At 26.6% G+C, this 12,533-nt stretch carries 14 protein-coding genes; 11 read left to right on the top strand and 3 right to left on the bottom strand.

Annotated elements, in window-relative coordinates:
• Nucleotides 1-63 precede the first annotated feature (63 nt).
• Together KJR01_RS02695 and flgG are read left to right on the top strand one after the other, a co-directional pair.
• Nucleotides 64-873 (top strand): flagellar hook-basal body protein, encoded by an 810-nt coding sequence (locus KJR01_RS02695; RefSeq protein ID WP_214116815.1) that lies wholly within the window; start codon nt 64-66, stop codon nt 871-873.
• An 8-nt stretch (nt 874-881) separates the two neighbouring features.
• Nucleotides 882-1,670, top strand: a complete 789-nt coding sequence (gene flgG, locus KJR01_RS02690) for a flagellar basal-body rod protein FlgG (RefSeq protein WP_214116814.1) — start codon at nt 882-884, stop codon at nt 1,668-1,670.
• Between the two features lie 49 nt (nt 1,671-1,719).
• Here the strand turns inward: flgG and KJR01_RS02685 are convergent, their stop codons facing one another.
• Nucleotides 1,720-3,000: an O-acetylhomoserine aminocarboxypropyltransferase/cysteine synthase family protein gene (locus KJR01_RS02685; protein WP_214116812.1), complete on the bottom strand. Its 1,281-nt coding sequence runs from the start codon at nt 2,998-3,000 to the stop codon at nt 1,720-1,722.
• Nucleotides 3,001-3,089: 89 nt separating this feature from the next.
• Here KJR01_RS02685 and KJR01_RS02680 point away from each other — a divergent pair, with 89 nt between their 5' ends.
• Nucleotides 3,090-4,016: a homoserine O-succinyltransferase gene (locus tag KJR01_RS02680; protein WP_214116810.1), complete on the top strand. Its 927-nt coding sequence runs from the start codon at nt 3,090-3,092 to the stop codon at nt 4,014-4,016.
• Between the two features lie 27 nt (nt 4,017-4,043).
• Here KJR01_RS02680 and KJR01_RS02675 read toward each other — a convergent pair whose 3' ends face one another.
• The gene (locus KJR01_RS02675) at nt 4,044-4,205 is read right to left on the bottom strand and encodes a hypothetical protein (RefSeq protein WP_214116808.1); all 162 of its coding nucleotides are present in this window, start codon (nt 4,203-4,205) and stop codon (nt 4,044-4,046) included.
• 157 nt (nt 4,206-4,362) lie between these two features.
• Here KJR01_RS02675 and pyrF point away from each other — a divergent pair, with 157 nt between their 5' ends.
• From pyrF to KJR01_RS02645, 6 genes are all read left to right on the top strand, one after another.
• A complete protein-coding gene (gene pyrF, locus KJR01_RS02670; protein WP_214116806.1) occupies nt 4,363-5,088 on the top strand; it encodes an orotidine-5'-phosphate decarboxylase in 726 nt (241 codons plus the stop codon).
• Nucleotides 5,081-5,686, top strand: coding sequence for an orotate phosphoribosyltransferase (pyrE, locus tag KJR01_RS02665; RefSeq protein WP_214116805.1), 606 nt, complete (start codon nt 5,081-5,083; stop codon nt 5,684-5,686). Before pyrF ends, pyrE begins: the two co-directional genes overlap by 8 nt.
• A gap of 114 nt (nt 5,687-5,800) precedes the next feature.
• Complete coding sequence (locus tag KJR01_RS02660) at nt 5,801-6,265, top strand: hypothetical protein (RefSeq protein ID WP_214116803.1); 465 nt, start codon at nt 5,801-5,803, stop codon at nt 6,263-6,265.
• Nucleotides 6,266-6,343: 78 nt separating this feature from the next.
• Complete coding sequence (locus KJR01_RS02655) at nt 6,344-6,814, top strand: hypothetical protein (protein ID WP_214116801.1); 471 nt, start codon at nt 6,344-6,346, stop codon at nt 6,812-6,814.
• 18 nt (nt 6,815-6,832) lie between these two features.
• On the top strand, nt 6,833-7,603 hold the full coding sequence (locus KJR01_RS02650) for a hypothetical protein (RefSeq protein ID WP_214116799.1): 771 nt from the start codon (nt 6,833-6,835) through the stop codon (nt 7,601-7,603).
• Nucleotides 7,604-8,344, top strand: a complete 741-nt coding sequence (locus KJR01_RS02645) for a hypothetical protein (protein ID WP_214116797.1) — start codon at nt 7,604-7,606, stop codon at nt 8,342-8,344.
• A gap of 28 nt (nt 8,345-8,372) precedes the next feature.
• Here the strand turns inward: KJR01_RS02645 and KJR01_RS02640 are convergent, their stop codons facing one another.
• Complete coding sequence (locus KJR01_RS02640; RefSeq protein WP_214116795.1) at nt 8,373-9,326, bottom strand: hypothetical protein; 954 nt, start codon at nt 9,324-9,326, stop codon at nt 8,373-8,375.
• 65 nt (nt 9,327-9,391) lie between these two features.
• On the opposite strand from KJR01_RS02640, the gene glsA reads away from it, so the two are divergent.
• Nucleotides 9,392-10,303: a glutaminase A gene (gene glsA / locus KJR01_RS02635; RefSeq protein WP_214116793.1), complete on the top strand. Its 912-nt coding sequence runs from the start codon at nt 9,392-9,394 to the stop codon at nt 10,301-10,303.
• A 114-nt stretch (nt 10,304-10,417) separates the two neighbouring features.
• A complete protein-coding gene (locus KJR01_RS02630) occupies nt 10,418-10,894 on the top strand; it encodes a hypothetical protein (RefSeq protein ID WP_214116791.1) in 477 nt (158 codons plus the stop codon).
• The last annotated feature ends 1,639 nt before the right edge of the window (nt 10,895-12,533 follow it).

Here is a 12,533-nt window from a genome sequence, read left to right as displayed (position 1 = left end):
AAGTTTATCTTATTTTGGAATAAGTTTTGCTTTTATCAAAATATAAAATATTTAAGGAAAGTTATGCAAAACGGATTTTATCAAGCTACAGGAGCAATGGTTACTCAACTAAATCGCTTAAATGTTATCTCTAATAATTTAGCTAATGTAAATACAGCAGGTTATAAAAGAGATAATGTAGTAATTGCTGATTTTAAAAGGCTTTATGATGAAGAAATGCAAAATATGCCAATTGATAATCATACAAAACAAGCTGCAAAATACATAAATCAAACCATAAATAGAGTTCCTAATATTGATATAGAATACACAGATTTTAGCGTAGGTGCAATCCGTCCGACCAACAATCCTTTAGATATTGCAATCAAAAGAAGTGATTGTTTTTTTATGGTTCGCTCATCAGATGGTAGTGTGAAATTTAGCAAAAATGGAGCATTTAGCCTAGATGAAGATGGCTTTATAGTTACAAAAAATGGAGATAGATTATTAAGCTCAAATTATTTTGAAGACCCAGCAAATGATGGCATTCAAGTAGGAGATAATCAAAGATTAACTATTGATTCAGATGGAAATGTTTATTTAGATGGTGAAGTAGCAAATAGGATTTTTGTAGCTAGGATGGATGATACAAGGGATTTAGAAAAGATAGGAGATAATCTTTATAAATTAGATGATTTAACTAAAATGCAAGATTTTGAGGGCTCAAATGCACTTGCGAGTGGGTTTTTAGAAATGAGTAATGTAAATGCCGTTAATGAAATGGTAGGTCTTATAGAAACTCATCGTTTAGTTGAAATGTATCAAAAAGTAATGACTAGCCATATGGATGAGCTAAATAGCGACGCAATAAATAAATTAGCAAATGTTAAATAGGAGTAAAAATGCTTAGGTCTTTATATACAGCAGCAACAGGAATGATAGCACAGCAAACACAAATTGATACAACATCTCATAATATTGCCAATGTAAATACTATGGGGTACAAAAAAAATAGAGCAGAATTTGCTGATTTAATGTATCAAGTAATGGAATACGCAGGCACTAGCACAAGCACAACAACTCAAAGTCCAACAGGTATTGAAGTAGGTCTTGGAGTTCGCCCAACAGCAATTACAAAACAATTTACACAAGGTTATTTTAAAGAAACAGGCAATCAATTAGATATGGTAATAGCAGGTAATGGTTTTTTCCAAGTTCAGCTACCTGATGGCACTACGGCATATACAAGAAATGGTGCTTTTAAGCTAGATAGCGAAGGAACTATCGTAAATAGTGATGGATATAGATTAATCCCTGAAATTACAATTCCTGAAGATGCAGTTGCTATTGGGATAGGAACTGATGGGGTTGTAAGTGTAATTCAAGCGGGTAATCCTGAAGCAGTGCAACTAGGTCAAATTGAATTAGCAAACTTCATAAATCCTAGTGGCTTACACGCATTAGGGGATAATAATTTCCTTGAAACTAGTGCTAGTGGAGCAGTTGTAGTTGGCACTGGCGGGACTAATGGTTTTGGTCAAATTAAGCAAAACTTCGTAGAGATGAGTAACGTGCAATTAGTAGAAGAAATGACTGATTTAATCACAGGTCAAAGAGCTTATGAAGCAAACTCTAAAGCAATCACTACAAGTGATGAAATGCTATCAATCGTAAATGGACTTAAAAGATAAATAATATAGATTGAAATTCTTATAATTTTATAAGAATTTCAAATACGAATTACTTAAAAGTAACTTCTAATGCTTGTTTAATATCAGCTATTAAATCATCAGCATTTTCAATACCAACAGAAAGCCTTACAAGACCTTCGCTAACTCCAGCTTTTATTAATTCAGCTTCATTTAATTGTCTATGAGTATGACTTGCAGGGTGTAAAATACAGCTTCTTGCATCAGCTACATGAGTTGCTATCATTATTAATTTTAAGCTATCTAAAAACTTAACTGCCTTAGCTTTATTTGCTTTTAATGTAAAGCTAATAACCCCACAAACCCCATTAGGCATATATTCTAAAGCTAGATTATAATAAGGACTGCTTTTTAGCATAGGGCAATTTACGCTTTCAATATATTCATTATTTTCTAAAAATTCTGCAATTTTTTTCGCATTTTCGCAGTGTTTTGCCATTCTTAAAGGTAGGCTTTCAATATGAGTTGATAGCATATATGCACTAGTTGCAGGTAAGCAAGCACCTATATCTCTCATTAATTGAACAATCATTTTTACAATATACGCTAATTTGCCAAATTTTTGCGTATAGATTAATCCGTGATATGACTCATCAGGGGTATTAAAATCTGCAAATTTTTTAGGATACTTACTCCAATCAAAATTACCACTATCAAGCACAACCCCAGCAATCACACTTGAATGCCCATCAAGATATTTAGTAGCTGAATGAATAACAATATCAGCTCCGTGTTTTATAGGCTGGCAATTAATAGGAGTTGCAAAAGTATTATCAATTACTAATGGAATTTCATTTTCGTGAGCAATATTTGCAAATCTTTTAATATCAAGCACTACTAAAGCAGGATTTGATACGCTTTCAGCGTAAATTAATTTTGTGTTTTCTTTAATAGCTGCTCTTATTTCATCATCTGTGCTATTTGCACTAATAAAGGTGCAATCAATTCCAAATTTTTTAAGCGTTACGCCTATTAGATTTATACTTCCACCATAAATCTCATTTACGCAAACTAAATGATCTCCTGCTTTACAAATATTTGTAATTGCAAAAAATATAGCTGCTTGTCCGCTAGAAGTTAGCACCCCAGCAATTGCTCCTTCTAATTTAGCAATTTTACTAGCTACATAATCATTTGTAGGATTTGCTACTCTTGAGTAAAAATATCCACTTTCTTCTAAGTCAAATAATTTTCCCATAAATTCACAAGAATCGTATTTGTAAGTAGTTGATTGAATGATTGGCACTTGCCTACTTTCGCCATTTTTTGGCTCATAACCTGCGTGAATACATAAAGTATCTTGTTTTAACATTTTCTCTCCTTTAAAAAAATATTAGTTTAACTTTATTTTAAGTATTTAGCAAGTAAAAAATGGCAAAATTAGTTAAAAAAGGAGAAAAAATGCCCGTTAATATAAAAACTAACCTTCCAGCAAAAGTTTTACTAGAAAATGAAAATATTTTCGTAATGGATGAAGCAAGAGCAAATTCTCAAGATATTCGTCCATTAGAGCTTGTGATTTTAAACCTTATGCCAATAAAAGAAGAAACTGAATTAGAATTACTTAGAATGCTTTCTAATACGCCTTTACAAGTAAAAATCACGCTTTTAAGAATAGCAAGTCACGAGAGCAAAAACACTTGTCAAAGCCACTTAAACGAGCATTATTTGGTATTTGATGAGATAAAGCATAAAAAATTTGATGGAATGATAATAACAGGAGCTCCGCTAGAACAATATGAATTTAGCGAAATAACTTATTATGATGAATTAGTTAGTATTTTAGAATGGAGCAAAAGCAATGTTTTTAGCACTCTTCATATATGCTATGGTGCGATGTTTGGGCTAAATTATCATTACAATATTGCAAAAATTCCTTTAAAAAAGAAATTAAGCGGAGTGTTTTATCACGATGTAATTGATAGTAAAGATGAGATTTTAAGGGGAATTGATGATGTGTTTTTAGCTCCACATTCAAGGCATTCAGGAATTGATGAATTAGCCTTAGCAAATCATAAATCTTTAGTGATTTTAGCTAAAAGCGATTTAGCAGGAAGCTATTTGATAAGAAGTGCTGATAGAAGACAAGTTTTTGTCCTAGGTCATCCTGAATACTCTCGCACTACTTTAGATAATGAGTATAAAAGAGATATTAAAAACGGCTTAGATGTTGATATTCCTTATAACTATTATAAAGATGATAATCCAAACAATCCTCCAAAACTTACTTGGAGAGCTCACGCAAATTGCGTTTATATCAACTGGCTAAATTATTATGTATATCAAACTACACCTTTTGAATTAGACAAACTTAATTCAATTAATTAATTAAGATTTAGATTTTCTAAATCTTAATTAGATTTTTTTAACTCCGCTTTCATTCATATAATTTATGAAATCTTGTCTTAATTCTTCTTCTTTTTGTTTGATTTTTGCTAGTTCTAATTCTTGCTCTTTTTTCTTTTCATTTTCTTTTATATCTGTTTTGATTTGTTTTAATGAGTCTAAAAAGTCCATTTTTTCTCCTTTTGATTTTTGTATTATATTATTTAAATAATGTAATAAATAACTTTTAAAAATATAAATTCAATATGTTTTATTTAATAAATTTTTGCATAATGCTAAGTCGTAAAGAGTTAAAAAGAGATAATTTTATTAAATCAAAGGAGAGAATTTGAAAACCATAATCGCATTAGATTTTGACACCTTAGAGCAAAGCCGTGAATTTGTATCAAAACTATCAGCAAAAAATCTTGAAAACTATGCAAAAGAGCATAATTTAAAATTAATTATGCCTTATTTAAAAGTCGGTATGTGGCAATACTACACAGCTGGAAATGACTTTTTAAAAGAGCTAAAAGACTTAGGTTTTAATATATTTTTAGATTTAAAATTAATTGATATCCCAAATACTATTTATAATGCTACTAAGACACTTTTAAAAAATGATATTGATATTTTAAGCCTTCATTCTTTTGCAGGCGAGCAAGCTTTAAAGGCTGCTGTTAATGCTAAAAATGAATTAGGTAGCAAGTGTGAATTATTTGGAATTTCTGTATTAACTTCGTTTGAAGAAGAAGAATTTAAAAATGATTTAGGCTTTAATGGAAGCATTAATGATTGCGTAAAACAACGCTGTTTAATCAGCAAAAAAGCAGGTCTTGATGGCATAGTAAGTAGTGCTTATGAAGCAAAATTTGCTAAAGATTTAGGACTTAAGGCTCTTACGCCTGGCATTAGATTTTTAGGCAATGATGCAAATGACCAAGCAAGGGTTGCTACGCCAAAATTTGCTATAGAAAACAATATTGATTATATTGTAGCTGGTAGAATGATTACAAAGAGTTCTAATCCTATTAGAGCTTATTTTCAATGTATAAAAGGAGAAGAAAATGAATAAAGAAGTTGCAAGTGAAGTTGTAAAAATATTAAAAGATTGTGAAGCAATATTTATTAATACTAAAGAATTTTTCACATATTCAAGTGGTATTAAAAGCCCTATATATTGTGATAATCGAGTGTTAATTAGCTATCCAAAAGAGCGTAAAATCATAGCAAATCATTTAGCGAATTTGATTAAAGAAAAAGCAGGAGATGTTGATTACATAGCAGCAACTGCTACTGGAGCTATTGCTCACGGAGCTTGGGTGGCTGATATATTAAACAAACCATTAGTATATATATTATCAAAAAACAAAACCCATGGAAGAGCAAAGATGATTGAAGGAAGCTTTAAGCACGGAAGCACTTGCGTTGTGCTAGAAGATTTAATCTCAAGTGGCGGTTCAAGTATTGCTGCTGTTGGTGCTGCTAGGTCTCACGGATTAGATGTAAAAGGTGTGTTTTCAATATTTAGCTATGAATTAAATCAAGCTAAGAAAAATTATGAGAGTATTGATTGCCCTGCTTATTCGCTTAGTGGATTTTCTGCATTTAGTGGATTTTTAAGCGATGAAGAAGTAAAAGTTCTAAACGAATGGCGTGACGCTCAAGAATAAAATAATTTTAATTTCAAATTCCGATTTTGGAATTTGAATATCTTCAAACCTTCTTTACTTTATAAAAAATAATTTTTATAATATTTACTTAATAGTTAAAATTAAGGAGAAATAATGGCTTTTAAGAACGCAGTAGTTACAAAAGAACTTGATGAAAAATACAAAATGACAGATATTTTTTGCAATTATACAGATAGCTTATACTATAAACAAAATCGTATGATGCCTGATGAGAAAAGAATAGTAATAGATGAAGAATTAGATTGTTTTATAATGCTAGGTTATAATTTTTTAGATCCTGAATTAGAGCATGCAAGACTTAGTAAAGGCTTGTGGGTTTTATATTATAAAGGTAATTTGATTGAAGTTATACTTGATTATGATTTTGATATAACAATAGATGGTGTTTTATACGATAAAGTTTGGAGTATTTTTGATATTAAAAACAATGAATTATTAAGTGAAAAAGAAGTTATAAATCTTCTTAAAGAAATATTAGATGTTTATAATCTTTCTGGTGCTTGGGAAACAATTGACGGCTATAAAGTATATGTAAGAGATGAAATAATAAAAGAATAAATATTTTAAATCCTAATTCAAATTCTTTAAAAATTGTGGAATTTTAAGTAGGAATTTGGTTTAAAAAAAGGTAAGCAAATGGCTTTTAAAAACGCAATTATTGATGATAGATTAGAGAAGAAATATTCTTTTGTAGATATTTGTATTAAGCATACTAATGATTGGTATCTCAGACAACATCATAAATTTCCTTATGAAGAACGCATTGTAATAGATGAAGAATTAGACTGCTGGTTTATGAATTGTATGTATTTTGATGACCCAGAACTAGACCATGCAAAACTTAATAAATCTTTGTGGATTTTATATTATAAAGGCGAGCATATAAGGATAATTTTAGATTATTATATCAAACAAGAGATTGATAATGTAGTTTATAATAGAGTTTATAAAATCCTTTCTATAAGAGATAATAAAACATTAAGTGAAAAAGAAATAATAGCCTTATTAAGAGAAATATTAGCTGTTTATAAATGGAATGGAAGCTTAAATAATGATAAAGAATTTAAAGCATATATAATAGATGAAGTGCTAGGAGAATACATATAAACAAAAGGAGATTTTATAATGGAAAAAATTGTTATAAAAATTTTAATTTTAATAGCAATATTGCCTTTTTATTATTTTTTATTTATGATGGTTATTTTTGGATATTCTGCTAATGATATGTATAATTTATCAATTTTACAAGCACCTTATGGAAGTTTATTAGGCTCAATATTTATTATACCTTTATGTTTTTTAACTCATATAATATATAGCGTTGTATCAAAAGAATTATGTAAAGCGTTTTTATCTATTGTATTTTGTCTTTCTTTTATTCCTGTTTTGACCTTATCAATAGGCGGAATAATAGCTTTGATTTTGCCATTTATGTATTATTATTTATTAGTAATGTTATATAAGAAATTCTTTAAAAGTAAATCAAGTTTTATAGGCAATACGCAGTTTAAATTAGATTTTAAAACTATACAAATTGATAACGAAATTTATGAAAAATATAAAATAAATGAAGCACTTGCTAAATATAATACACAAGATACCATATTCAACACAAAAACCATACTACTTAATAAAGAGCTTGATTGCTTTTTTATTGATTGTGATTTAAATTCAAATAGAATATTTTGGATTTTAAAATATAAAACAGATATTATTAAAATACTTCTTGTGCATAAAAAGCGTTTATCAACTGATACTGCTATATTTGTAATCATAGATATTGCGGGTAATAATTTACTTAGCGAAGAAGAAGTGGTTTATTTATTAAAAGAAATCTTAGATATTTATAATCAAGATAAACAAATAAAATACACATTATTAGATAAAAAATATTAAATGATTAAAGAAATTTTAAAATTCATAATTATATTTGCTTTAACTCCTATAAATGCTGTTTTTATATATCTTGCAATTAAATCTTGTTTTGTTGAAAATTATTTGTTTTTAATGTTTGTTTATATGTTTGTTCATTATTTTGTTTTATCAATGAAGTATTTTTATGATAAATCAAAACTTTTTGCCATTGTTTTATTTAGTTTAATTTCACTTATTTTTGTAGTAGAAAATTGGCTATATTTTATGATTTTTATCGCTATTTATATCCTTGTAATTTATATATTAAGAGAAGTTGATACAAGTAATGCGATTTATGTGATTAATCCAAAAAGATTTGATTTAGTTCATATAACTTTTGGATTTTTAATGCTGCTTTCATTTATTAGTATTGTAAGCTTTTTAAAAGATGAATTAATTATTTATAAAATAATCGGCGTAGTAATTATATTATGCACTTTAATTATATTTTGTGGTGTTAAAAGAGTGATTTGCTATGAAGATTGCTTGGTGTTTGTAAAAGGCTTAGGAGTTAGCAAAATAAAATATGATGATATTAAGGAATATTATTTTTTTAAAACAAATTTTAAAAATACTATAAGAATTTTTTTAAAGCAAAAAAGATTTAAGATTTTTTATAAATCTTATGAGCTTTCCTTTAATAAATTTAATAAAAGCGATTTAGAAAAATTAATCAATAAAAATGAAAATAAAAATAAAGGAAGTATATTTCAAAGGATTTAAAAGCATTAGAGTTGATTGCGTGGTAAAACTATTTGTTTTGTTGCTTTTTTATATAGTCTTTATCTAATTCATAATGCTTATTTTTATCTACAATGTATTCTAAAGTTTCGTTAATGTTTTTTCTAAAAAATACTTTTAAGCTAAATTTTGCTTTTTGATCATTATATGGAACTGAAAATACCATATTTTTGGTTTGATAAATAGTATATATTTTAAAATCTTGCATAATATAGATTATTAGATTTGTAGCTACTCTAAAAGTATTTTTTAAAATTCCTAAGATGAATTCTATTAACATATCTTTATTTTGCTCGTTAGCTTGTATGACTTTATCTGTATAAAATGCTACACTAGTGCTAAAAATAGGCTGAAAGCTTTTGTATTTAAACAAAATATCATTTTTATCAATTTCAATTCTAGCTTTATAAAAATTATTATCTTGTGCTATATTTTGTTTGATAACAACTAACACATCTATAAAAAATTTATTCTCATCTTCTATTATAAAAAAATTATTTTCTTTAATAAATTTAAGTTTTTTTCTTATATTTGAAGTTAATAAAATAGTAAAGCAATAAGCTAAAAATGGTAAAAAATATGCCAAAAAACTCCCGTGTAAATTCCAATATCTAGTATATGAATAAACATATTTTGCATAATAAAAATAATCTAAACCTATATAGGTGAGTAATATTAAAAATAAAAATTTGATGAAATTACAAAAAATCTTTGAATATTCATAATATATTGTAAAATTATTTTTCATAAAAGTCGCATTTATACTGATTTTGCTTGTTGATTTTATTTGATTGATTTTTTCATTTGCTTCTTGATTTATATACTCTTTATCATTTGCTAAAATTCTTAAAAACATTATAAAGCAACCATATATTACAATAATTACAAATAAAGTAATGCTAAGTGCTAAATGTCTAATAAATAAATCAGGATTTATAAAAAATGATTTTATGCTATCAAGCAATTTTGCCCCTTAATTTGATATATTATAATAATTATAAAATTATATTTTAATTATAGGATTTAAATATGCAAGAGTTGTTAGATAGATTAGTAAAAGATAATATTAAATATACAAAATTAGGAAGATTGGCAAATTATATCCCAGAGCTTAGCAAGGCTAAATTAGACGCTTTGGGAGTTTGCGTGATTGATAAGGATTATAATGTTTTTTGCTCGGGTGATAGTGAGCTAAGGTTTAGTATTCAAAGTGTTTCTAAAATAGTTACTTTAATGTTAGCTTTATTAGATAATGACTATGAGTATGTATTCTCAAAAGTAGGTGTTGAGCCTACAGGAGATGCTTTTAATTCAATTATGAAACTTGAAACATCAAACAATAAAAAGCCATTTAATCCAATGATAAACGCAGGTGCTATTGCTGTTGCTTCTATGATTAAAGGTAAAAATGCTGAAGAGAGATTTAATAGAGTGCTTGAGTTTTTTCGTTTGATTACTGATGATAATGAAGCGTCATTAAGCACTAAAATATACGAAAGCGAAAATAAAACAGGCAATAAAAATAGAGCCTTAGCATATTTTATGAAAAATGATGGGATTATTAGTGATGATGTTGAGGTGGCTTTAGAAGTTTATTTTAAACAATGCTCAATACTAGCTAACACAAAAAGCCTAGCTAAATTAGGATTATTTTTAGCTAATGATGGGCTTAAAGATGGTAAGCAAGTAGTTAGTAAAAAAATAGCTAGAACGATTAAGAGTTTAATGCTAACTTGTGGAACTTACGATTTATCAGGAGAAATAGCTGTAAGGGTAGGACTTCCATGTAAAAGTGGTGTGGGCGGTGGTATGGTATCGCTTGTCCCTAGAGAATTTGGGATAGGGGTTTATGGACCAGCACTTGATAGCAAGGGTAATTCAATAGGTGGTGTTAGGATATTAGAGGGTTTATCTAAAGCTTTAGATTTATCAATTTTTTAAATTAATCTAAAATAATTAAAAGTATCTAGTAATTTTGTGCTTTATATTTTGAGTTTTAAGATTAAAATTCTTATAATTTCACTATATTAATTTGCATATTTTATAAGGGCTAATGTGATAGAATGGATATATAATAAATTAATAAAAGTTTTTGTTGCAACTTGCTTTAAAGTTTTAATATTTATTGTTTTATTATATGTAATATCTTGGTCTTTTTTAATGTTATATATGGATACTTTTATACTTACTTTAATACCATTAAGATACTTATTGCCATGGTTTTTTATAGATGACGATGATGCTTATGCTCGAGGTTTTTTGTTAGGTTTTTTGTTGCTTATGATATGGAGTTATTTTAGTATATCTGCGACTAAAATCTATTGTAAAAATATTATTAATTTTTATAAAGATAAGAAAGATTTAGGCTTTTTATTTTATTTTACCTTATTTAGTATTCTAAATGCGTTTTTTAAATTTTGCTTTTTAAAATTAGGAGATATTCACAATAGCACTTTAACTCTTGCTATTGCTTTAATATCTACGATTTTAATTTATTTTTATATGAAATCTAAGGCTACTAAAAAGAACTAAAATTATTGATAAATTAGATTTTTTGATTAATTATTAATATAAAGAAAAAGATTTAATTTTAATTTAGTTTTTAAAAATTTATAATTAAAAGATAGTGAAAATTGGTGTTAAATCATTTGCAAGTTTGCTGTGGATTTGAAAAATGAAATTTCTAATTTAAATTTTAAAACCATAAAACTTCAATATTCTTAAAATAAAGCAAATAACTTGAGCTACAAGTAATTTTATTTGTTAACGCTCATAAAATTACGCTAAATTCTAAGTCTTTTTAAAATTTAAATTAGTTACAAATTAGATAAAAATAAAAAATTTAACATTAAAATATGGAATTAAAATACAAATTTTAGATTTTTAAAAGCTAAATTTTTAATCCAAATTCTTTATGCTCAAAATAAATCAATATTAGTGGAATCACAAGTAATTTTATGAGTGAAATGAACAAAATTACAATTAAATTACGGAAAACTGCCGTTAAAAATCCATCAAGCTACGAAGCGTTATCAAAGCAGGTTATGGATTTTAGGCAGTTTTTCCCTACAGAGCGTGGTCTGTGATGGGAAGGGGTTTAAGGGGAAGGCAAGGTTTGACTTTACAATTTAAGTCTTCTTCCCTTCCCCTTGAAAGATTTTAAATTTAAAGAAATATTTTTATTATAAAAAATCTTAAAAAATAAAACAAAAAAATAAAAAGAGAAAAGAATTTAGATTAGGAATTTACTTTGGTTTTTGGATTTAAAAAATTAAAATTCTTTTTTCAAATTCTTTTTTTCAGTGTGTTTTAGCCACTCTTGAGACTATTATTTATAACTAGCAAATGAATTGCTAGTTATAAATAATAATAAGAGTGAAATTAGAATTTGTAATATTTATGAATTGAAAAAGTTTTAAGATAACTCATTGTATTTTTAGGTGTATTTGTAATAATTTTAAAAATAAAGAATTTAAACTAAGAATTTGATTTTAACTCCAAAAAAAACCAACGCTAGTTAAGTTAGTAAAAATTAGTAAGATTTTGAGTGTTTAACATTAAAAATTATGGAATTTAAATTAAAAATTTTGCTTGTAGTTTTAGTTTTAAAATTAAAATTCCTGTTTCAAATTCTTTGGTTTTAGCCACTCTTGAGACTATTATTTATAACTAGCAAATGAATTGCTAGTTATAAATAATAATGAGAGTGAATAGATAAAAAATATAAAAGAAAATTAAAAATATAAAAAGCTTTTTGGGTCATAAGTAATGATTATTAAAATTACAAGTTTTTTGAGTGATAGGTAAAGATTATAAAAACATAAAAGCTTTAGGATAATAATCACTAAGAAAAATTATAAAAATTAAAAATATTAAAAACTTTTAGATTTAAGGTAAAAAATAATAAGCTTTAAAAAACAATCTCTAAGTAAAAAGACAAAAACTCATAAAAACAATAAAGCTAAAAAGTTTTACTTTCTAGCTTTAGATAAGTTCTTAAGAACTTAATAAATAAAAGTTCTTAAGAATAATTAGTATTAGAATTTATTCTTCATAACAGCTTCAACAGCAATGCTAGCCATTAAATCTACTTCATCTGATATTTTATTAGTATTATCAGCTACTACTACATTAGCGCGTGTTAGCTCATCTATACTACTTATTGCTTCAT

The organism is Campylobacter sp. 2018MI10 (genome assembly GCF_018501175.1).
GTDB lineage: Bacteria > Campylobacterota > Campylobacteria > Campylobacterales > Campylobacteraceae > Campylobacter_E.
This window is presented reverse-complemented; position numbering and strand designations above follow the sequence as displayed.

Coding starts and splice junctions, on each gene's coding strand:
- KJR01_RS02645 (WP_214116797.1), top strand. CDS start 7,604: ATGATTAAAGAAATTTTAAAATTCATAATTATATTTGCTTTAACTCCT.
- glsA (WP_214116793.1), top strand. CDS start 9,392: ATGCAAGAGTTGTTAGATAGATTAGTAAAAGATAATATTAAATATACA.
- flgG (WP_214116814.1), top strand. CDS start 882: ATGCTTAGGTCTTTATATACAGCAGCAACAGGAATGATAGCACAGCAA.
- pyrE (WP_214116805.1), top strand. CDS start 5,081: ATGAATAAAGAAGTTGCAAGTGAAGTTGTAAAAATATTAAAAGATTGT.
- KJR01_RS02680 (WP_214116810.1), top strand. CDS start 3,090: ATGCCCGTTAATATAAAAACTAACCTTCCAGCAAAAGTTTTACTAGAA.
- KJR01_RS02655 (WP_214116801.1), top strand. CDS start 6,344: ATGGCTTTTAAAAACGCAATTATTGATGATAGATTAGAGAAGAAATAT.
- KJR01_RS02650 (WP_214116799.1), top strand. CDS start 6,833: ATGGAAAAAATTGTTATAAAAATTTTAATTTTAATAGCAATATTGCCT.
- KJR01_RS02660 (WP_214116803.1), top strand. CDS start 5,801: ATGGCTTTTAAGAACGCAGTAGTTACAAAAGAACTTGATGAAAAATAC.
- KJR01_RS02685 (WP_214116812.1), bottom strand. CDS start 3,000: ATGTTAAAACAAGATACTTTATGTATTCACGCAGGTTATGAGCCAAAA.
- KJR01_RS02675 (WP_214116808.1), bottom strand. CDS start 4,205: ATGGACTTTTTAGACTCATTAAAACAAATCAAAACAGATATAAAAGAA.
- KJR01_RS02695 (WP_214116815.1), top strand. CDS start 64: ATGCAAAACGGATTTTATCAAGCTACAGGAGCAATGGTTACTCAACTA.